A 20,379-nucleotide genomic window follows, 5' to 3' on the forward strand; every position below is an offset into this window, starting at 1 on the left:
TTGTGGTCGTCTGGCACCGAACGCCGGATGACGCAAGTCGATCGCATTACAGACATCAGGCAGCTTTCGTGCGACTGCTCGGCCATCTGATCTGCCCTGTTACGATAGCGACATCAAGAAAAGGTCAGAGCCAGCCCGACGGCCAGGTCGAAGCTCAATTCTTCAAAAACTGCTGTCGAAACGGAGCCGCGCCCACGATGGTGGCCGCCCGGTTGGCGATCGGGGCGCTCCTTCTCATGCCGACAATCTGGGGGCGTTTACCATCCAAGGCAAAGCGTGATGCCGAGAAGGACCGGGCGATCCTCGTCGCGCCCCAGTGTCGGCATCACGGCCTCCTTTGCCGCCCGCTGCGTCATGCGGTCAGCATCTTCGTGATCCGCATGACCGCGACTGCGTTCCCCTCGTTCCGGGCCCCCTCCTGCGTGCCCTCGGCACAGGTCCACACGTGGTTCTTTTTGGCCTGGAACTCCTTGCCGTCCTGCACAACCGTCACTTCGCCCTCGAGAATGTGACAGACCATCGCATTCGGCATGCTGCCACTCGGCAGGTTCGACTGCGGCTGAAAGACGAGATCGACCAGCGAGACGGTCTTGTAGCTGGGGATGATCGCGTCCCCCTTGCCGAGCTCCACAGCCCGGACGCCCGGGGCCAACTCCTGGCCCTCGTTGGGTCCGTACGTCTCAGCCCGCGCCGGTTTCGAGCCGCCGAGCAGCGCGGCCACTATGGCGCTAAAGGCGGCGGCGCCACCGTAAACGAAGTGCCGACGATGCACGGACATGTCTTTGCTGTCGATAAACATGATGCCAACCTCCCTGGCTTAGCCTTGACCGCTCCTCAGCGATAATGGCGGACATCCGCACGCGCGGCCTCCTCCGATTGGAGGACATCCGGCACGCCACCGACATCGACAATGGCGAGGAGCATCTGCACTTCGCTCGGCGTCAGACGATAGTGCCGTACAAGCGCTTCCAACGGCGGGGGTTTATCAAGCGCCGCCCGTAAGACGGACACCGCCGTAATCGCAGCTAGGATACTCCTACCTCCCGCCGCACTCCAGAGGTGAGCGGCAGAATGTTGACGACATGGTGCTCGCTGCCGGCGAAGATGTCCCGCAAAGCCTGATCGTTCCTGCACCGCACCCACGTACCGATTGGGCCTGCCTACCGCTCTCCGACATAGCTTTCGCATCCGGTTTTTGGAAGCGCGCGGCGTTTCGATGCCCCGTTTCGAGCGACCTACGGACGAGCACCGTCTTCTTTCAGAAGGTAAGCGGCGTCCGCTTGTAGCGCGCATGCGTCATTCATTCGCCCGCTGGGAATGACGCATTCCCACCCTGAGCTGCCAGTCGCATTTCCCTAAACCGTCACCACCATCTTGCCGGCGTTGGCGAGTGGCGTGGTGACACCCGACAGCATGGTGCGGATGTGCGCCACGCGCTGATAGCGGCCGTTGATCGAGATGCGCGGCAAAGCGTGGAGATGGTCCGCATGCTCGGCGCGCAGCACGCCATGGCGTGTGGTCACCGCCGACGCGTAGCCGGCCTCGCGCGCCAGCATCACTTCGCGTGCGCCGACCGCTCCCGCATAGCCATAGGGATAGGCCATATGGCGCGGCTTCTGCCCGATCTCGGATTCGAGGATCCGCGCTGCGTCGGTCATTTCGCGCCTCGCGGTTTCCTCGTCGAGCCGCATCAGATTGTAATGGTTCACCGTATGCGCCCCGATCGTCACCAGCGGGTGTGCGGCGATCCGGCGGATCTCGTCCCAGTCCATCAGCGTCTTGCGCCGCGGCGCGTCCGGGTCGACGCCGCTCGCGCGGGCGAGAACATGCAGCACCTGGCGCTGGTCCTGCTCGCGGATGTCGCTGGTCAGGTGCTCGTGCAGCCGCGCATTGGCCGCGAATCTTTTGGCCGATGTGGAGCAGGCGATGATTTCCCGGCCACGTTTCGTCTCCAGCGAGATCGGCTCGCCCTGGCTGACGATCTCGTCGACCACATCCCACCAGAGATCGGCGTCACCGCTGATCAGCGCCGGCGCCACATAGATCGTCAGCGGCGCGCGATGCGTCTCCAGCACCGGCAGCGCTTCGGTGAAATTGTCGCGGTAGGCGTCGTCTGCGGTGATGGTGGCGAACTGGCCGGTATTGCCGCCCTTGCGCAGGCGCTCGATCGCTTCGTCCAGCGTCACGAATTCGTAGCCGCGCGCCTTCATATCGGCCAGCACGGCGTCGAGGAAATCGGGCGCTATGTTCAAATGCCGGTTGACGCCGAGCGGTTTTTCCGGATTGGCGGTAACGCGGTGCAGCATCAGGATCGCGCCGACGCCGCCGACGAGCGACCTAGCCAGGGGCGCTAATCCCGTAAACCTGGCCACGTTGAGGGCCAGTTTGCGGATCGCTTCGCCCCCGTCGATCATTCCTTCACCTTTTGCGGCTACTCTCGTCCCATCAATGGAACGCTGTGACGCGAAGCCCCACGGCGCAATGCTTACGCCCGAAGGATTGAAGGATGGTTGACGCGGCCCGGTCAATTGGCGCCAAGAGGGTCACGGCCGAATCAAGCCGCGAAACGGCCGCCCCGGCCTTTTCCATCACGGTAGCCAGCGCCGCCCCGGAAATCCTTGGACAATACTCGGAGCTTTGCGGGACGGGCGTTTTCGCACCCGCGCAGAGCCCGGAATGGGTTGCAACCTGGACGGCGAAAGCCGAGACAGATCATGTCATTGCGGTGTTTTTTTCCAGCGGACGCCCGGTGTTTGCGCTGGCGCTCGAAATCGTTCGTGCGGGGCCGGTGCGGATCGCCCGCTTCATGGGCGGCTCGCACGCCAACGGCAATTTCGCCGCCGCCGACCCCTCCTGGCTGGCGACAGCCGGCGCAGCCGAGATGCAGGCGCTGACGGCCGAGATCGGCCGGGCACGGCCGGACATCGACATCGTCGCGCTGGAGCGCCTGCTTCCGGACTTCGAGGACCTACCCAATCCGCTGCTGGCGCTGCCTCACTACTCCAGCCCCAACCTGTCGCTCGCCGTCTGCCTCGATGGCGGCTTCGAGGCGCTGCTCGACCGGGCGAGCGGCAAGCGCAAACGAAAGAAGCACCGTTCTCAGACGCGCAAATTCGAGGCGGCGGGCGGCTTCACGCGCATCGAGGCGACCTCCCCTGCCGAGGTCACGCGCATGCTCGATGCCTTTTTCGTCATGAAGGAGGATCGCTTTCGCCGCGCCGGCATCGCCAATGTCTTCGGCGACGCCAAGGTGCAGGCGTTCTTCCGCGCGCTGTTCACCGACGCGCTCGCAGCCTCGCCGCCGCCCTTCGTGCTGCACGGGCTGGAGGTCGACGGCAAGCTGCGCGCGGTCACCGGCTCCAGCCGCTCCGGAAAGCGCCTGATCTGCGAATTCGGTGCGATCGCCGAGGACGAGTTGGCGCATGCCAGCCCCGGCGATTTCCTGTTCTTCGACAATATCCGCGAGGCCTGCGCTCAGGGTTTTTCGGTTTATGATTTCAGCGTCGGCGACGAGCCCTACAAGCGGCTCTGGTGCGATATCGAGACCCGCCACATGGACGCGGTCGTACCGCTGACCCTGAAAGGCCGCGCCTTCGCGGCCTCGATGCGGCTCAAGGCGCACCTGAAGGCCTTCGTCAAGACGAGCCCGCTGATCTGGAAGCTGACCAAGGCTCTGCGCAAGAAGGCCGCGGGACAGCCGGCAGCCTCCGCGGAAGACTAGGCGGCGCTGCGCCCCGGCAGCGGCGACATCGGGCTCTCGCTTCCCTCGGGCGTGACCAGCGTCGGGCTGCCGTAGCCGCCGGCCTCGAGATCGTCGCGGGCGGCCAGCACCTCATCGGTCGACGACAGGACGGAGACCAGTATCTCGGTGCCCTCCGCCACCAGCCGCCCGATGCTGGCGGCATCGGCGGGGCCGCATTCGACGATCACGACATCATAGGCGGAGGTCAGCGATTCCAGGATGATCGGCAGCCGGTCGGCAGCGCGCATGGCGTGCACCGGATCGGCGGTGCCGACGGGAATGACGTGGCAGTCCGAATAGTGGTCAGCGTGGATCACCTCGGTGAATTGCGCCTCGGAGGCAAGCAGATTGGTGATGCCGGGAAAGCGGCCGCTGTCGAGCATCGGCCGCGACGCAGCTCCCGACGCCGTCAGGTCGAGCAGCAGCACCCGCAGGCCGGCATCAGCGACTTCACGCGCCACCAGCACGGCGGTTGCCGCCGCCTCGTCGCCCTCCGGCGAAATGAACAGCGCCCGCGTCGCGCCGCCCGCGATCAGTTTTTCGGCCGCACCCGCTATGTCGATCTCGCCGAGGCCCGGCAGGATGGTTTGCGGCTGCGGCTCAGGTGCCGGCGCCAACTTCGGCTCAGGCTCCGGCTCGAAATCGCGGACGGTGGGCAGCGGCTCGATTGGCTCGGCAACGGCCACTGCCGGTTCGGTCACCACCGGCATCACCACCTGCTCGACCGGAGCGACGCGCGCGGTGGAAGCCGGGCGCATGGCGCGTCCGGAAAACAGCTCCTGCAGCAGAGTGATCACCGCCATGATCATCAGCGAGGCGACGAAGCTCGCGATCACGATCGGCAGAATCTTTGGAAAATACGGCTCCGACGGCACGATGGCGCGCGAAAACACCCGTGCGTCGGCCGGCAGGTAATTTCCGTCGCGGCGCGACGACGCCTCGCGATAGCGGGTCAAATAGGATTCCAGCAATTCGCGCTGCGCAGCGGCTTCCCGCTCCAGCGCCCTGAGTTCCACCTCTTCCTCGCCGGCGCGCGAGGATTCGGCCTTCAGCGTGTTCAGGTCGGCTATAAGCTGCTGCTCGCGCGCCTGCGCGGTTTTGGCCTCGGCCGAAAGCCCCTTCAGCACGTTTTCCGCCCCCTGGCGGATCTGCCGGTCGAGATCGGCAAGCTGCGACCGCAGCGCCCTGATGCGCGGATGATTGTCGAGCAGCGTGGTGGAGAGATCGGCGATATCCGCCTGCAGCTGCACCTGCCGTTCGCGCAGCCGCTGGATCAGGCTGGAGGACAGCACCTCCGGAAACGCGTCCAGCGAGCCGCCGCTGTCGAGCGCGGCCCTGACAGCCTGCTCCGTCGCTTCGGCCGCACCACGGCTGGCGCGCACACGCGACAGTTCGGTCGAAAGCTCGGAAAGCTGCTGCGTGGCGAGGACCGAATTGTTCTGGCCCACAAGGAGATCCGACTGTGAGCGGAATTCGGCGACGCGCGCTTCGGCCTCCTTAACGCGCCTGCTCAGATCGGCGATTTCAGGCTCGAGCCAATCGGTAGCGGCCGAATTGGACTGCAGCTTGGCGTCGCGGCTGACCGCCAGATAGGCGTCGGCGATGGCGTTTGGCACGGCGGCCGCAAGCTTCGGATCCTCGGACGAGAATTCGATGACGATGACTCGCGAATTCTCGACGCGGTAGACCACGAGCTTTTCGCGCATCGCCTTGAGCACGCGCTCCTCGGGCGGCACTTCGGCCGGGTCGCTCTTCAGCCCGGCAATGACCATGAGCCGGCCGACCAGCGACATCTTCAGGGCCGGGTCGAATTCCGGCAGGCTGGCAAGGTCGAGTTCCTTCGCCACCTGCTTCAATATGTCGTTGGATGTGATCACCTCGACCTGGCTGGTGACGCCCTCCTCGTCGAGAACCGGGCGCTCGTTTTCGCCGCTGCCTTGGGGCCGGGTGAACACGGATTCGCGCGTCTCGATCAGGATGCGCGTCTCGGCGTTGTAATGCGGCGTTGCCGTCCATGCGAGAACGAAGGCGAGCGCGGTGATAGCGAGCGCCGCGGTCAGTATGCGCAGCCAGTTCCGCGCCAGGCTGGAAAACAGCCGGCCCAGATCGACATCGACATCGCTGGCGGTGGATTGGACGCCTGACATGCATTCCTACTCCGGGACGTAACAGAAGGCACCGTAAACAACTATGGTAACTCAGGGGTTAAGATGCGGGGACGCGAGCGCCTTCGCCTGGAGGCTGGTCCGACCGATATTCGCGGAACCGAGAAAGTACGCCGCAATTCCCGCCTGCAATGCGCCCCGTACAGGCAGCCTTTACCGGCCATTAACCCTAACAGGATGATAACCGCTTCCAGCAAAGGTTACCGGCGTCCGTCTCCGGGGAAGATTCGTCAAAGGTACGTGTAAGGCCATGAAAAGACCCCTGCCCGTCTTCCACGCGCTTGCCGCTGCACTGCTGGTTGCCGGGTGTTCGAGCTATCGGCCGGCGCCTGCCGCATTTCACGAAGTGCTGGATCAGCCCTATATTCTGGGCGCGGGAGATCGCGTCCGCGTCACCGTTTTCGAGCAGGAAGGCCTGACCAACACCTACGCCGTCGACCAGTCCGGCTACATCGCCTTCCCACTGGTCGGGTCCGTGCCGGCGCGCGGCCATACCGCCCAGCAGGTCGAGGCCGCCCTTGCCGCCAAGCTGCGCGAAGGCTTTTTGCGCGATCCAGATGTCTCGGTGGAGGTCGACCGCTACCGTCCGATCTTCGTCATGGGCGAAGTGGGTGCGGCCGGACAGTATTCCTATGTTCCCGGCCTGACGGCCCATCAGGCAGTGGCAATCGCCGGCGGCTTCACCCCGCGCGCCAACCAGGCCAATGTCGATATTACCCGCACCATCAACGGCAAGGTGATGACCGGCCGGGTGCTCACGTCGGACCCACTTCTTCCCGGCGACACCGTCTTTGTCCGCGAGCGCCTCTTCTGATGCAGCCCGCGGACCGGCCGTGACTGAAAAATTGCGCATCGTCCATTGTTTCCGCTCGCCGGTCGGCGGCATCTTCAGGCATGTGCGCGATCTGGCGCAGGCGCAGGTGGCGGCGGGCCACGCGGTCGGCATCGTCTGCGATTCGACCACCGGCGGCGACTTCGAGGAGCGCCTGTTCGCCGAAATGAAGGAGATGCTGGCGCTCGGCATATCGCGCACGCCGATGCAGCGTCATGTCGGTCCGGGCGATATCGCTTCGGCCTGGCGCACCTACCAGATCATCAAGGAATTGAAGCCGGACGTGCTGCACGGCCACGGCGCCAAGGGCGGCGTCTATGCACGGATGTTCGGCTCACTGTTGCGGGTATCAAGGTCTCGCGTAGCCCGCCTTTATTCGCCGCATGGCGGCAGTTTGCACTATGACGAAGGCACGCTGACGGGAAAGCTGTTCTTCGGTCTGGAACGCCTGATGGAGCGCTTCAGCGACCATCTGCTGTTCGTCTCCGATTATGAGCGGCGCACCTTCATCCGAAAGATCGGGCCGCCGCACGTTGCCAACAGCCTGGTCTATAACGGCCTCACCGCACCGGAATTCGACCCGGTCGTGGCCGAGGCCGACGCCGCGGATCTCCTCTATATCGGCATGATGCGCGACCTGAAGGGTCCCGACCTGTTCCTCGCCGCACTGCCGGAAGTCGAAAAGCGGCTTGGCCGCGAAGTCGGCGCGGTGATGGTCGGCGATGGCGAGGATCTGTCCCGCTACAAGGCCGAGGTCGGCCGGCTGGGCTTCGCTAGCCGGGTGAAGTTCCTGGATCCGATGCCGGCGCGCCGCGCCTTCGCGCTCGGCAGGCTGATCGTCGTTCCCTCCCGCGCCGAGGCTATGCCTTATATCGTACTAGAAGCCCTGGCCGCCGGCTTGCCGATGGTGGCGACCGCCGTCGGCGGCATTCCGGAGATTTTCGGACAAGACTCGCCGGCGTTGATCTACCCCGACGCTGGAGAACTCGCTGAAAAAATGGCCGAGGCGCTGGCCGACCCTACATCCTATCGGACTCTGATGCCGGCCCCCGCCGAACTACGGGCGCGGTTCGGCGCGGACGTGATGGCGGCGGCAATCGAGAAGGCCTATTTCGCCACGCTAAGATCGTGAACTTACCATTCGGTCGGATTTTTTATTCGTCTTGCAAGGAATTCCCATGCCGCCAAACCTCTTTGTGGAATTCCGGGCCGCAAAATCGAAAGACGCCGGAATTATTCGTGACGTTGTGCGCTCTGCATACGCAAAATGGATTCCCATTATTGGTCGCGAACCTCGACCAATGAACGCCGACTACGAGCTCGCCGTTCAGGAACACCAGATCGACTTGATGTATATCGGTTCGAGAATGGTCGGGTTGATCGAGACGATCCTACACGATGATCATCTCTGGATCGAAAATATCGCCGTTGGGCCGAACAATCAAGGCAAGGGGCTGGGCCGGGAGCTGTTGGCGCATGCCGAGCGCAAAGCCATTGGGGCCGGACGCGCCGAGGTTCGCTTGCTGACAAATGCTGCTTTCGAGGCCAATGTCGCTCTCTATGAGAAGACTGGATATCTCATTGTCGAACGGGAGCCCTTCTTGGGTGGGACAACCGTCTATATGAGCAAAAAGCTCAACCGGTAACCCGCAGGAAACAAGCCGGCTTTTCATAACCCAAGTACCCTTACGACTCCGGAACCAAGAGTCAGCTCTTACCCACTGGGCTGCCGATTCCCCAAAACCGATCCAAAGCGACCACCGATCTAAAAGGTTTCTTAGCTGCTCTTTGTTAAGGCTGCAGCAACTACGGATCATGGCCCAATGAACGAGATCGACCCGGCAAATCGTTTTTCGCTGGATGCGGTGAGGAAGCTCGAGAGTGCGGGCGCAGAACCCGCCGGTCGGCTGAACAAGGTCGCGCTCCAGGTCGCCTCGCAGTATCGCCGCGACACCATGTCTCCGGTGATGGTCAGCGGCGTGCTGCGGCTCGTCGAGTTCGCGCTGCTGTTCGCCTCCGGCTTCGTGCTGTTCGCCTACCGCGTCGGCCTCAACACCCACCTGTTCTGGCAGTATGCTGCGATCATAGCAGCCGTGTCGCTGGCCGCCGTCATCCTGCTCGAACTGAGCGACTGCTACCAGGTCCAGGCGCTGATGCGGCCGGTGCGCAATCTAGGCCGCATATTGCTTGTCTGGTCAGGCGCTTTCGCGCTGCTGGCATTGGCTGGTTTCTTCATGAAGGTTTCGGAGGATTTTTCGCGCCTCCTGTTCGGCGGCTGGTTCGTCATCGGCTTTGCGCTGATCTTCGGGCTGCGGCTGGTGCTGTCGAACATGATCCGCCGCTGGGCGCGCAATGGCGCGATGGAGCGGCGCGCCGTTATCGTCGGCGGCGGCAAGAGCGCCGAAGCGCTGATCCGCTCGGTCGAGCAGCAGCCTTACAACGACATCCGCATCTGCGGCATCTTCGACGACCGCGACGACAAGCGCTCGCCGCCGATCGTCGCGGGATATCCGAAGCTCGGCAACATCGCCGAGCTTATCGAATTCGCCCGCATCGCGCGCATCGACATGCTGATCGTGGCGCTGCCGATCACTGCCGAGACGCGGGTTCTGGCGTTGCTCAAGAAGCTCTGGGTGCTGCCGGTCGACATCCGCCTGTCGGCGCATTCCAACCAGCTACAGTTCCGCCCCCGCTCCTATTCCTACATCGGCTCGGTACCGATGCTGGACATTTTCGACAAGCCGATCAACGACTGGGATTCGGTCGCCAAGCGCGCCTTCGACATCGTGCTCAGCCTGATCGGCATCGCCCTTTTCTCGCCGGTGATGCTGATCACGGCGATCGCGATAAAGCTCGACAGCGAGGGCCCGGTCATCTTCCGGCAGAAGCGGCACGGCTTCAACAATGAGGTCATCGAGGTCTACAAGTTCCGATCGATGTTTACCGAGTTGTCGGACCCGAGCGCCAGGCAGGCGGTCACCAAGAACGATCCGCGCGTCACCCGCGTCGGCCGCATCATCCGCAAAACCTCGATCGACGAGTTGCCGCAATTCTTCAACGCGCTGTTCGGGTCGCTGTCGCTCGTCGGCCCGCGTCCGCATGCGATTGCGGCACAGTCGCACAACCTCCTCTACAACGAAGTAGTCGACGGCTATTTCGCGCGCCACCGGGTGAAACCCGGCGTGACCGGCTGGGCGCAGATCAATGGCTGGCGCGGCGAGATGGATACCGACGAGAAGATCCGCAAGCGCACCGAATACGACCTCTATTACATCGAGAACTGGTCGCTCTGGCTCGATCTGAAGATCCTGCTCCTGACGCCGGTCCGGCTGCTGAACACGGAAAACGCCTATTGAGCGCGATCACGCATGAGCTGCCGCGCGAGGCGGTCAACGCCAAGCTTGTCGCGCTGATCTCGGCCGGCGCGATCTCGCTCGGCGTACTTCTCTCCGGCTTCGTCATCCGCGAGCCGGCTCCCTACGAACTCTACATGGCCGGGCTGATAGCGGTGTGGGCGCTGTTCGGCCTGAGGATTTCCCGCACCGTCGCGCCGCTTCTGGTGCTGCTCATCGCCTTCAACATAGGCGGCATGATCGCCATGACGCAGATGTCGGCACTGAAGGACGCACCGCTCTACATCGCCGTCTCGCTGTTCCTGGCGCTCACCGCGGTGTTCTTCGCCGCCGCCGTCGAACGGCAGCCCGGCCTCTACCGCGTGATCTTTCTCGCCTGGGTCACAGCCGCCATCTGCACCGCCGCACTCGGCATACTGGGTTATTTCCATGCCTTTCCGGGTGCCGAGATGTTCACTAAATTCGAGCGCGCCGCCGGCGCCTTCCAGGACCCGAACGTGTTCGGACCGTTCCTGACGCTGCCCGGCATTTACCTGCTCTACCGCCTTCTGACCGGCAGCCCCGCGCGGATGATCCTCTACGCCGTGCCACTGCTGATCATCGTCGGCGGCATCTTCCTGTCCTTCTCGCGCGGCGGATGGGGTCTGTTCGGCGCCTCGGCCGTGCTGCTGACGGCGATGCTGTTCCTGCAGAGTTCGAGCGGCTCGTTCCGGCTGCGCATCGTCGCCATGAGCATCGCCGCAGCCGTGCTGCTGGCCCTCGCCTTGCTGGTCGCGCTGCAGATCCCGGCCATCTCGGAATTGTTCACCGCCCGCGCCCAACTCGTCCAGGATTATGACAGCGCGCGCCTTGGCCGCTTTGCGCGCTTCGGCATCGGGTTCCTGATGGCGATGGAACACCCATTCGGCATCGGCCCGCTCGTATTCGGCCAGATGCTCGGCGAAGACACGCACAACATCTGGCTGAAGGCGCTGCTCGACTATGGCTGGCTGGGCTTTGCTTCCTACGCGATACTGATCGGCTGGACGCTTGCCGGCGGCTTCCGCATCCTGTTCCGCAACCGGCCGTGGCAACCCTATGTGCTCTGCGCCTATGTCGTGTTCGTCGGCCATATCGCGCTCGGCACGGTGATCGACACCGACCACTGGCGGCATTTCTACCTGCTTCTGGGCCTGATCTGGGGCGGCATGGGACTGGAATACCACCACCAGCGCGGCGCTGCACGGCAATCATAAATTTCATCGTCACGATGGCAAAGACCATGGGTTTCAGGCTGACGGCGTCGTATGGGTGCGAGGCAATCGAGTTCCAGCAGTTCCGATTTTCCTCGATCTGAGCCACTTTGGCCTTGCACTACAAACCTTGAGAATATAGGGGTTTTCGCGGTCCGGAGTGTAGCGCAGCCCGGTAGCGCACTTGACTGGGGGTCAAGGGGTCGTCGGTTCGAATCCGGCCACTCCGACCAAAATTTCCCCGACAATCCCCAGTTCCATCAATTCCAAAAACAGCTTGCAGCCCGATGGTAGGGAGCTGTTTTTCTGTCTATGGAAACGACTTCTTAACCATATCGCGCGCACCTTGCGGGTGCGCGGCTTGTTTCTCGTCGGCGCGTCTCAGGCAACACCCTGCACCCTAACCGGCCATCGTCGATGGCATGTCGCGGCGACGTGTAGGGCGGAGACGAAATCGGCACGACAGCGCGGGATCTTGGGTTATTCTCACATCCCGTGTGTCCACGTCGCGTCGCGACTCGGCCCAATTTCAGCGCTGCTTACTGCGGCCCGGACCTCAAAGCCCCAGCCGCTCCACCTCTTCGCGGCGCAAATGCAGGTCATAGTCGAGCAGAAACTCGTCGAGTTGCGGCGGCGCGACCGTCGTGCCGGAGAGCATCGCATGCACCTGCCCACGATGGTGAATTTCGTGCAGGAACAGATGCGCCAAAAGATCGTCGATGCGCTCCGGAATCATGCCGTTCTCACGCCGGTCGGTGACGACGCGGCGTTCGAGATCGTCTTGTGAAAGGCGGTCGCAGAAGGCGATCAGCCTCCAGTCGGCGGCGGCATGCGCCTCGGCGAGCTTTGCCGGGTCGTGATAGCCGGCGAAATCGTCGTAGGCGGCGGCGCCTACGCCACTTTCTTCCAGGAAACCCAGGTAAAGCAGGTCGACCGCCAGTATGTGGTTGAGCGTCTCCTTGATCGACGGAAAGAAGCTCGTCCGCGCAACTTCGAATTCGCCCGGCTGCAACGCGAGAACGGCGCGATAAATCCGGTCGTTGGACCAGCGATTGTTCCGCGCCATACGGCGATTGTGGGTAAGGATATCCATCCTACGGCCTGAGCAAACCAATCCAATCCGCCAACGAAACAGTAAAGCATAGAGCTGCGATGGCCAGGAATCGATTGATCATGCGCCACCGTAGCGCCTGCGTTTCAGGATCTTGCGCGACACTCCAGTTCATGGCGACATTGAGAAGCTTTGCCCTGCGCGCCACGCTGCTAAAGTTCCGAAGTTTTTCTGATCTATCCTCAACCTGCCGGCAAAGCCGAATCCCTGACATCAAAAGTCCAAACGTAGCGACGCTACAAAGGATCAACAAAAGATAGATCGCGCTTCCCGGCATCTGTTAGTCCCTGCAACTCATCAGCACCGATCGCCGAAAAAATCAGCGCTCCCCTTCGTATCTCTGCACCGTCTGCTCGATCGCGCCGAAGATCGAATGGCCGGCTTTATCCTTCATTTCGATGCGCACGGTGTCGCCGAAGCGCATGAAGGGCGTTGTCGCCGTCCCTCCGGCGATGATTTCCAGCGTGCGTAATTCTGCGATGCAGGAATAGCCGGCGCCGCCCTCCGAAACCGGTTTTCCGGGACCGCCTCCGAGCTTGTTGGAAACCGTGCCCGAGCCGATGATCGTGCCCGCGCCGAGCGCCCTGGTCTTGGCCGCATGCGCAGTGAGCTGCGGGAAATCGAATGTCATGTCGACGCCGGCATTGGCGCGGCCGAACGGCTTGCCGTTGAGATCGACGCAGAGCGGCAGGCTCACCTTGCCGCCGTCCCAGGCATCGCCCAGTTCGTCCGGCGTCACCGCGACCGGCGAGAAGGCCGAGGCCGGCTTGGACTGGTAGAAACCGAAACCTTTGGCCAGTTCGGCCGGGATCAGCCCGCGCAGCGACACGTCGTTGACCAGCATGACCAGCCGGATCGCCTCGCGCGCTTCGTCGACGCCCGCGCCCATCGCGACGTCGTCGACGATCACCGCGACCTCGCCTTCCATGTCGACGCCCCAGGCTTCGTCGGCCGCGACGATCGGATCGCGGGGGCTGAGAAACGCATCCGAGCCGCCCTGGTAGATCAACGGATCGGTCCAGAAACTTTCGGGCATTTCCGCGCCGCGCGCCTTGCGAACCAGTTCGACATGATTGACGTAAGCCGAGCCGTCGGCCCACTGATAGGCGCGCGGCAGCGGCGAATGGGCGTCATGCTCATGGAAGCGCGATGCGGGAACCGCGCCGGCCTCCAGCGATTCGGCCATGGCTGCCAGATGCGGCGAAATCCGTTTCCAGTCGTCGAGGGCAGCCTGCAGTGTTGGCGCGAGGAAGGACGCGTCGGTAAACCGCGTCAGGTCGCGCGAGACGACGACGAGTTTCCCGTCGCGGGTCCCGTCCTTCAGTGTCGCCAGCTTCATTCAGTCACCCTCACCTTTCCAGGAACACCTTGAACCCGCCATAGATCAGCCGCTTCATGTAGGGCGGCATGTTCTGCATGCCCGGCTGCAAACGCGGGTCGGCCATCACCTTCTTCATAACCTCATCACGGTGCTCGCGCGACTTGTAGGTAACGAAGGAGAACACGATTGTTTCGCCTTCTTCCTTCTCTACCGCAAGCGGAAACGACGTGACCTCGCCGTTCGGCACGTCATCGGCCTCTGCCTCGACGTAAGACAGAGCGCCGTGCTCCATCCACACCTTGGCGCCGAGTTCGGCCTGCTTCTTGTATTCCTCCCACTCGGCCTTCGGCACGGGCAGCACGAATCCATCGACGTAGCTCATGATTTGTCTCCTTCGAGGTTGCGACGATCAAAGGACGTATGAGACTTATTGGTTCCGACAACAGATCGCGGCAAATTTGCGATGGCTGCTCGCGTCAGTTCCAGTCACCCTCGATCGTCCCGTTGAAGCGTTTCTTCAGTCCGGCCCAGCAGTCGATATAGTCCTTCTGCAGCGTCTCCAGTTCGGCGGCGTAGCGGGTGATCATCTGCGGAAAGCGCGTCTCGAACATGAAGGCCATGGTGTTTTCGAGTTTCACCGGCTTCAGCTCTACCGTCGAAGCCTTCTGGAAGCCGCTTGCATCCGGCCCGTGCGCCAGCATCAGATTGTGTAGGCTGATGCCCCCGGGGACAAAACCTTCCTCCTTGGCGTCGTACTGGCCGTGGATCAGGCCCATGAACTCGCTCATGATGTTGCGGTGATACCAGGGCGGCCGGAAGGTGTTTTCGGCGACCAGCCAGCGCGGCGGAAAGATCACGAAGTCGATATTGGCCGTTCCCTCCTCGCCGCTCGGCGCGGTCAGCACGGTGAAGATCGACGGATCGGGATGATCGAACAGGATCGCGCCGACCGGCGAATAGGTAGCAAGATCATATTTGTATGGCGCATAGTTGCCATGCCACGCCACCACGTCTAGCGGCGAGTGATCGAGTTCCGTGACATGGAACTTGCCGCACCATTTGACGATCAGCCGGCACGGCGTCTCCTTCTCCTCGAACCACGCCGCCGGTGTCTTGAAGTCGCGCGGATTGGCGAGGCAGTTGGCGCCGATCGGGCCGCGGTCGGGCAGCGTGAACTTCGCGCCGTAGTTCTCGCAGATATAGCCGCGCACGGGCCCGTCGATCAGCTCGGCCTTGAACACCAGCCCACGCGGCAGCACGCAAATCTCACCCGGCCGGATTTCTATCACGCCCATCTCGGTGACGAAGCGGACGCCGCCAACCTGCGGCACGACCAGCAATTCGCCGTCGGCATTGAAGAAATGGTCGTCCACCATGTCGGTATTGGCGGTATAGACATGCGCCGCCATCCCGGCCTGGCCGAGCGCGTCGCCGGCCGTCGTCATCGTTCGGACGCCGGATATGAAATCCGTAGGGATAGTCGGCATCGCCACCGGCCCCCAGCGATACTGGCCGAGCGCCAGTTCATGGTCGGGGAGGTTCGGCGCGGCCTTCCAGCCGGAAAAATCCGTCCGCTTGAAGCGGCCGGTATGTTTTACGCTCGGCCGGATGCGGTAGAGCCACGACCTTTCATTTGTTCCGCGCGGCGCGGTGAATGGAGAGCCGGAAAGCTGCTCGGCATAGAGGCCGTAGGCGGGACGCTGCGGCGAATTGCGGCCCTGCGGCAGCGAACCGGGGAGCGTCTCGGTTTCGAAATCATTGCCGAAGCCCGGCATGTAGGAATAGCTCATGGCAAGCCTCCATCGATTGACAGCAGATCGTTACGTTTGTAACCATCCAGAATGTAACTATCAATCCTTTCGAGGCTCGCCGCGCTCGCACCTCAGGATGAAGCTTCGAGCCTCGATGCGCTCGTATCTCTGGGAAGAGGAGAGTCGCGCCAACATCCCTCATCTTGAGGCGCGAGCGCAGCGAGCCTCGAAGGACGCACGACAACCCGCCCGGCCGGAACAGCCATGGAACACGAAATCCTCGCTCTCGAATCCTTCCTGCCTTACCGGCTCAACCGGCTGGCCGACGCCGTCAGCCGGGAATTTTCAAGGATCTATCGCGATCGCTACGGCCTGACCCGGCCGGAATGGCGGCTGCTCGCCACGCTCGGCCAGTATGGCACGATGACCGCGACTGCGGTCGGCGCGCATTCCGCCATGCACAAGACGAAGGTCTCGCGCGCCGTGGCCGCGCTGGAAAAACGCAGATGGCTGACACGGTCGGCCGATGCGGCCGATCGGCGCATCGAACATCTCACACTGACCAAAGCCGGCGAGAAGATCTATCACGAGATGGTGCCGCTGGCGAAGACGTTCGAGCTACAGCTATCCAGGGCGATGAGCGCCGCGCGCTTCGCGGAGTTCGACTACGGTCTCGAGCAGCTGGAGAACCTCGTGCTCGGCGACCGTCGAAAGAAAACATGACAGGGCGCTCCGCGGCCCCTCACCAGTCCATCACCACCTTGCCCGAGCTGCCGCTCCGCATGGCGTCGAAGCCGGCCTGATAGTCGTCAATGCCGATGCGGTGCGTGATCAGCCCGGTGACATCGAGCGGACCCTGCACCAGAGCGATCATCTTGTACCAGGTCTCGAACATCTCGCGGCCATAGATGCCCTTCAGCGTCAGCATCTTGAAGATGACCTTGTTCCAGTCGATCTCGAAACCGGTCGGCGCGATGCCCAAAATGGCGATCTTGCCGCCATTGTTCATCGTGTCGATCATGTCGCGGAAGGCCGCCGCCGAGCCGGACATTTCGAGGCCGACGTCGAAACCCTCGGTCATGCCCTCCTCGCGCATAACGTCGCGCAGCTTTTCCTTGGAAGCGTCGACGACATGATGGACGCCGAGCTTCCTGGCCAGCTCCAGGCGCGCCGGGTTGATATCGGTGATCACCACCTTGCGCGCGCCGACGCATTGCGCCACCAGCGCCCCCATGATGCCGATCGGCCCGGCGCCGGTCACCAGCACATCCTCGCCGACCAGGTCGAAGGACAACGCGGTGTGGACGGCGTTGCCGAGCGGGTCGAAGATCGCCGCCACCTCGTCGGGAATGTCGTCGGGGATCGGCACGACATTGTGCTGCGGAATGGCAAGATATTCGGCGAATGCGCCCGGCCGGTTGACGCCGACCCCCAGCGTGTTGCGGCAGAGATGCCCCCTGCCCGCGCGGCAGTTGCGGCAATGGCCGCAGACGATATGCCCTTCGCCCGAGACGCGCTGGCCGATGCGGTATTCCGTCACCGCCTTGCCGAAATCGGCAACCTCGCCCACGAATTCGTGGCCGGTGACCATCGGCACCGGCACCGTCTTCTGCGCCCACTGGTCCCAATTGTAGATGTGGACATCGGTGCCGCAGATCGCCGTCTTCTTCACCTTGATCAGCACGTCGTTGGGGCCGATTTCCGGCACCGGCACCTGTTCCATCCAGATTCCGGGCTCGGCCTTGGCTTTGACGAGGGCGCGCATCATGTTCGACATCAGCGGGCTCCCGATCCGTCGCGCCGGGTTCGGCAACGACCCCCCTCTGGCCTGCCGGCCATCTCCCCCTCAAGGGGGGAGATTGGCAGCTTTAGGCTCAGCGCCTTTTCCGCGACGTTGACGATTGGTGAAAACGATGGCGACAGCCGATCTCCCCCCTTGAGGGGGAGATGGCCGGCAGGCCAGAGGGGGGTCGGTGCAGAAATAAGGTCCAACATCAAACTACTCCCAACTCCCGTCCCACCACTCCAAACGCCTCCACCGCGCGGTCGATATCTGCTTCCGAATGCGCCGCCGACATCTGCGTGCGGATGCGCGCCTGCCCCTTCGGCACCACGGGGAACGAGAAGCCTATTACATAAATGCCGTGGCCAAGCAGCCGCCCAGCCATCTCCTGCGCGAGAGCGGCATCGCCCAGCATCACCGGAATGATCGGGTGGTCGGCCCCGGCGAGTTGGAACCCGAGCTTCGTCATGCCCGACCGGAACCGCGCTGCGTTGGCGTAGAGCTTTTTCCTCAGCCCGTCGCCGGCCGCCACCATGTCGAACACCTTCAGCGACGCGCCGGCAATCGCCGGCATCAGCGTGTTGGAGAAAAGATAGGGCCGTGAGCGCTGGCGCAACCAGTCAACGACCTCGCGCTTGGCCGACGTATAGCCACCCGACGCGCCGCCCAGCGCCTTGCCGAGCGTGCCGGTGATGATGTCGATGCGGCCCTCCACGCCGCAATGCTCGGCCGAACCGCGGCCGTTCTTGCCGACGAAACCGACTGCATGGCTGTCGTCGACCATCACCATCGCATCGTATTTTTCAGCCAGGTCGCACACCCCCTGGAGATTGGCGATGATGCCGTCCATGGAAAAAACGCCGTCGGTGGCGATCAGCTTGAAGCGGCTGCCTTCGGCCTTTTTCAGCTCCTCCTCAAGCGCCGCCATGTCGTTGTTGGCATAGCGGAACCGCTTCGCCTTGGAGAGCCTGACGCCGTCGATGATCGAGGCATGGTTCAGCGCGTCGGAAATGACCGCGTCCTCTTCGGAAAGCACCGTCTCGAATAGACCGCCATTGGCGTCGAAACACGAGCCGTAGAGGATCGTGTCCTCCATGCCGAGAAAGCCGGAAATCTTCGCTTCCAGCTGCTTGTGCTCTTCCTGCGTGCCGCAGATGAAGCGCACCGAGGCCATGCCGTAGCCGTAGCGATCGAGGGCGGACTTCGCGGCCTCGCGCAGTTCCTCGCTGTCGGCGAGGCCGAGATAATTGTTGGCGCAGAAATTCAGGAGAGCCTTGCCGCCGACCTCGATCGCCGCCGATTGCGGCGAAGTGATCACCCGCTCGGATTTGTAGAGCCCGGCCGATTTCAGCCCTTCGAGTTCGGAAGACAGATGGGAAAGAAACGCATCGCTCATACGGAAGATCGCCTCGTTGGAAAGTTCGGCCGACGTTCGCGCCGCACACACCAAAAAGCTATCGGAAATACGACTGGCGGCAAATCCGTGTTCGGATGCCCAATCGCAGGCACGGTCGCTGGAGATCGGCCGCCTGGCGGACGCCGAGATCGTCTGCCTCGACCGATGCCTCGCGCCCTGCGAAACGCCGAAATACGCGCCTGTACGCTCCGGTCCCCATCTGATGAGCAAGTTCCAAGCGACGACGAAATAGCCGTCTTGTGGTCGCCAGAGCCTCCTTCTCCCCGTGAACGGGAGAAGGGAGGAAAAACCTCAGAAAAACGCCTGAAGCCCCGTCTGTGCGCGGCCGAGGATCAGCGCGTGCACGTCGTGCGTGCCCTCATAGGTGTTGACCGTTTCGAGGTTCTGCGCGTGGCGCATCACATGGTAGCCGATCTGGATGCCGTTGCCGCCATGCATGTCGCGGGCCTGGCGGGCAATGTCGAGCGCCTTGCCGCAATTGTTGCGTTTGACGATCGAGATCATCTCCGGGGCCATCTTGCCCTCGTCCATCAGGCGGCCGACGCGCAACGAACCCTGCAGGCCGAGCGCGATCTCGGTCTGCATATCGGCGAGCTTCTTCTGGTAAAGCTGCGTCTGGGCAAGCGGCCTGCCGAACTGTTTTCTGTCCAGCCCATACTGCCGCGCCCGGTGCCAGCAATCCTCGGCCGCGCCCATTGCGCCCCATGAGATGCCGTAGCGGGCACGGTTGAGACAGCCGAACGGCCCCTTCAGGCCCGATACGTTGGGCAAAAGCGCGTCTTCGCCGACCTCGACGTCTTCCATGACGACCTCGCCGGTGATCGACGCGCGCAAGCTCAGCTTCCCGCCGATCTTCGGCGCCGAAAGCCCCTTCATGCCCTTTTCAAGGACAAAGCCGCGGATCTGGTTGTCGTGCGCCGCGGATTTGGCCCAGACGACGAAAACGTCTGCGATCGGCGCATTGGAGATCCACATTTTCGAGCCGGAAATCCGGTAGCCGTTCGCCGTCTTCTCGGCCCGCGTCTTCATGCCGCCCGGATCGGAGCCCGCATCCGGCTCGGTCAGGCCGAAGCAGCCGATCCATTCGCCCGAGGCCAGCTTCGGCAGATATTTCTGGCGCTGCTCTTCCGAGCCGTAGGCATGGATCGGGTACATGACCAGCGACGACTGCACGCTCATCATGGAGCGGTAGCCGGAATCGACGCGCTCAACCTCGCGCGCGACCAGCCCATAAGTCACATAGCCGGCGCCGATGCCGCCATATTCCTCCGGAATGGTGATGCCGAGCAGACCGGCCTCGCCCATCTCGCGAAAGATCGACGGATCCGTCACTTCGTTGAGGTAGGCTTCCTCGATACGGGGCGCGAGCTTGTCAGCGGTGAAGCTTGCGGCCGCGTCGCGGATCATCCGCTCTTCTTCGCTCAGCTGATCCTCGAGAAGGAAGGGGTCGTTCCAGACGAAGGACGCGGCCTTGGCCGTCCTGCTTTCAAAATTCATGATCATTTCCGAAATTTTTCGTGGGGTTCGGCGGACAGTTTAAAGGGTAATGTCCGGCAGTGAAATGCCTATTATCGAGGCACGCCGCCGGCAAATCCCAAATCGTTCCTAATCCCGCAACGCATCGCTAACCAGAATACAGGTTTGCGGCGCACGCCGGGAATAGGTCGGTTTG

Annotated in this window: 17 protein-coding genes and 1 tRNA gene; 8 read left to right on the top strand and 10 right to left on the bottom strand. The window is 62.9% G+C overall.

What is annotated here, in order from left to right; translation table 11 throughout:
- Positions 1-352: 352 nt before the first annotated feature.
- The gene (locus G6N73_RS21760; RefSeq protein WP_165031418.1) at positions 353-799 is read right to left on the bottom strand and encodes a cupin domain-containing protein; all 447 of its coding nucleotides are present in this window, start codon (positions 797-799) and stop codon (positions 353-355) included.
- Between the two features lie 556 nt (positions 800-1,355).
- Entirely contained in the window at positions 1,356-2,414 is a 1,059-nt protein-coding gene (locus tag G6N73_RS21765) for a polysaccharide deacetylase family protein (protein WP_165031420.1), read from the bottom strand.
- Positions 2,415-2,506: 92 nt separating this feature from the next.
- Here G6N73_RS21765 and G6N73_RS21770 point away from each other — a divergent pair, with 92 nt between their 5' ends.
- Positions 2,507-3,721, top strand: a complete 1,215-nt coding sequence (locus G6N73_RS21770; RefSeq protein WP_165031422.1) for a GNAT family N-acetyltransferase — start codon at positions 2,507-2,509, stop codon at positions 3,719-3,721.
- Here the strand turns inward: G6N73_RS21770 and G6N73_RS21775 are convergent.
- Positions 3,718-5,889, bottom strand: coding sequence for a GumC family protein (locus G6N73_RS21775; protein WP_165031424.1), 2,172 nt, complete (start codon positions 5,887-5,889; stop codon positions 3,718-3,720). The genes G6N73_RS21770 and G6N73_RS21775 overlap by 4 nt on opposite strands.
- A gap of 268 nt (positions 5,890-6,157) precedes the next feature.
- Here G6N73_RS21775 and G6N73_RS21780 point away from each other — a divergent pair, with 268 nt between their 5' ends.
- The 6 genes from G6N73_RS21780 (at position 6,158) to G6N73_RS21805 (ending at position 11,557) form a co-directional block, all read left to right on the top strand.
- Positions 6,158-6,721 carry a polysaccharide biosynthesis/export family protein gene (locus G6N73_RS21780; RefSeq protein ID WP_165031426.1) on the top strand — a complete coding sequence of 188 codons (564 nt, stop codon included), beginning with the start codon at positions 6,158-6,160 and terminating at the stop codon, positions 6,719-6,721.
- Between the two features lie 19 nt (positions 6,722-6,740).
- Complete coding sequence (locus G6N73_RS21785; protein WP_165031428.1) at positions 6,741-7,871, top strand: glycosyltransferase; 1,131 nt, start codon at positions 6,741-6,743, stop codon at positions 7,869-7,871.
- A gap of 46 nt (positions 7,872-7,917) precedes the next feature.
- Positions 7,918-8,385, top strand: coding sequence for a GNAT family N-acetyltransferase (locus tag G6N73_RS21790; protein WP_165031430.1), 468 nt, complete (start codon positions 7,918-7,920; stop codon positions 8,383-8,385).
- Positions 8,386-8,562: 177 nt separating this feature from the next.
- The gene (locus G6N73_RS21795; RefSeq protein WP_165031432.1) at positions 8,563-10,095 is read left to right on the top strand and encodes an undecaprenyl-phosphate glucose phosphotransferase; all 1,533 of its coding nucleotides are present in this window, start codon (positions 8,563-8,565) and stop codon (positions 10,093-10,095) included.
- Entirely contained in the window at positions 10,092-11,327 is a 1,236-nt protein-coding gene (locus G6N73_RS21800) for an O-antigen ligase family protein (protein ID WP_165031434.1), read from the top strand. Before G6N73_RS21795 ends, G6N73_RS21800 begins: the two co-directional genes overlap by 4 nt.
- A gap of 153 nt (positions 11,328-11,480) precedes the next feature.
- Positions 11,481-11,557: transfer RNA gene (locus G6N73_RS21805), tRNA-Pro, on the top strand.
- A 323-nt stretch (positions 11,558-11,880) separates the two neighbouring features.
- On the opposite strand, the gene G6N73_RS21810 is transcribed toward G6N73_RS21805, so the two are convergent.
- The 4 genes from G6N73_RS21810 to hmgA form a co-directional block, all read right to left on the bottom strand.
- A complete protein-coding gene (locus G6N73_RS21810) occupies positions 11,881-12,417 on the bottom strand; it encodes a DinB family protein (RefSeq protein WP_165031436.1) in 537 nt (178 codons plus the stop codon).
- A 337-nt stretch (positions 12,418-12,754) separates the two neighbouring features.
- Positions 12,755-13,774 (bottom strand): fumarylacetoacetate hydrolase family protein, encoded by a 1,020-nt coding sequence (locus tag G6N73_RS21815; RefSeq protein ID WP_165031438.1) that lies wholly within the window; start codon positions 13,772-13,774, stop codon positions 12,755-12,757.
- 10 nt (positions 13,775-13,784) lie between these two features.
- The gene (locus G6N73_RS21820; protein ID WP_165031440.1) at positions 13,785-14,138 is read right to left on the bottom strand and encodes a DUF1428 domain-containing protein; all 354 of its coding nucleotides are present in this window, start codon (positions 14,136-14,138) and stop codon (positions 13,785-13,787) included.
- Between the two features lie 94 nt (positions 14,139-14,232).
- Positions 14,233-15,546, bottom strand: coding sequence for a homogentisate 1,2-dioxygenase (gene hmgA / locus G6N73_RS21825; protein WP_165031442.1), 1,314 nt, complete (start codon positions 15,544-15,546; stop codon positions 14,233-14,235).
- Between the two features lie 225 nt (positions 15,547-15,771).
- Between hmgA and G6N73_RS21830 the strand changes: the two genes are divergently transcribed.
- Positions 15,772-16,230 carry a MarR family winged helix-turn-helix transcriptional regulator gene (locus G6N73_RS21830; RefSeq protein ID WP_246252397.1) on the top strand — a complete coding sequence of 153 codons (459 nt, stop codon included), beginning with the start codon at positions 15,772-15,774 and terminating at the stop codon, positions 16,228-16,230.
- 19 nt (positions 16,231-16,249) lie between these two features.
- On the opposite strand, the gene tdh is transcribed toward G6N73_RS21830, so the two are convergent.
- The 3 genes from tdh to G6N73_RS21845 all read right to left on the bottom strand — a co-directional run bounded on the left by tdh (position 16,250) and on the right by G6N73_RS21845 (position 20,204).
- On the bottom strand, positions 16,250-17,284 hold the full coding sequence (gene tdh / locus G6N73_RS21835) for an L-threonine 3-dehydrogenase (RefSeq protein ID WP_165031444.1): 1,035 nt from the start codon (positions 17,282-17,284) through the stop codon (positions 16,250-16,252).
- A gap of 217 nt (positions 17,285-17,501) precedes the next feature.
- The gene (locus tag G6N73_RS21840) at positions 17,502-18,686 is read right to left on the bottom strand and encodes a glycine C-acetyltransferase (protein ID WP_165031446.1); all 1,185 of its coding nucleotides are present in this window, start codon (positions 18,684-18,686) and stop codon (positions 17,502-17,504) included.
- Between the two features lie 312 nt (positions 18,687-18,998).
- Positions 18,999-20,204, bottom strand: coding sequence for an acyl-CoA dehydrogenase (locus tag G6N73_RS21845; RefSeq protein ID WP_165031448.1), 1,206 nt, complete (start codon positions 20,202-20,204; stop codon positions 18,999-19,001).
- Positions 20,205-20,379 lie beyond the last annotated feature (175 nt).

It is taken from the genome of Allomesorhizobium camelthorni (assembly GCF_011045125.1).
Taxonomy (GTDB): domain Bacteria; phylum Pseudomonadota; class Alphaproteobacteria; order Rhizobiales; family Rhizobiaceae; genus Allomesorhizobium; species Allomesorhizobium camelthorni.

Coding starts and splice junctions, on each gene's coding strand:
- G6N73_RS21760 (WP_165031418.1), bottom strand. CDS start 799: ATGTTTATCGACAGCAAAGACATGTCCGTGCATCGTCGGCACTTCGTT.
- G6N73_RS21765 (WP_165031420.1), bottom strand. CDS start 2,414: ATGATCGACGGGGGCGAAGCGATCCGCAAACTGGCCCTCAACGTGGCC.
- G6N73_RS21770 (WP_165031422.1), top strand. CDS start 2,507: ATGGTTGACGCGGCCCGGTCAATTGGCGCCAAGAGGGTCACGGCCGAA.
- G6N73_RS21775 (WP_165031424.1), bottom strand. CDS start 5,889: ATGTCAGGCGTCCAATCCACCGCCAGCGATGTCGATGTCGATCTGGGC.
- G6N73_RS21780 (WP_165031426.1), top strand. CDS start 6,158: ATGAAAAGACCCCTGCCCGTCTTCCACGCGCTTGCCGCTGCACTGCTG.
- G6N73_RS21790 (WP_165031430.1), top strand. CDS start 7,918: ATGCCGCCAAACCTCTTTGTGGAATTCCGGGCCGCAAAATCGAAAGAC.
- G6N73_RS21795 (WP_165031432.1), top strand. CDS start 8,563: ATGAACGAGATCGACCCGGCAAATCGTTTTTCGCTGGATGCGGTGAGG.
- G6N73_RS21810 (WP_165031436.1), bottom strand. CDS start 12,417: ATGGATATCCTTACCCACAATCGCCGTATGGCGCGGAACAATCGCTGG.
- G6N73_RS21815 (WP_165031438.1), bottom strand. CDS start 13,774: ATGAAGCTGGCGACACTGAAGGACGGGACCCGCGACGGGAAACTCGTC.
- G6N73_RS21820 (WP_165031440.1), bottom strand. CDS start 14,138: ATGAGCTACGTCGATGGATTCGTGCTGCCCGTGCCGAAGGCCGAGTGG.
- hmgA (WP_165031442.1), bottom strand. CDS start 15,546: ATGAGCTATTCCTACATGCCGGGCTTCGGCAATGATTTCGAAACCGAG.
- G6N73_RS21830 (WP_246252397.1), top strand. CDS start 15,772: ATGGAACACGAAATCCTCGCTCTCGAATCCTTCCTGCCTTACCGGCTC.
- tdh (WP_165031444.1), bottom strand. CDS start 17,284: ATGTCGAACATGATGCGCGCCCTCGTCAAAGCCAAGGCCGAGCCCGGA.
- G6N73_RS21840 (WP_165031446.1), bottom strand. CDS start 18,686: ATGAGCGATGCGTTTCTTTCCCATCTGTCTTCCGAACTCGAAGGGCTG.
- G6N73_RS21845 (WP_165031448.1), bottom strand. CDS start 20,204: ATGAATTTTGAAAGCAGGACGGCCAAGGCCGCGTCCTTCGTCTGGAAC.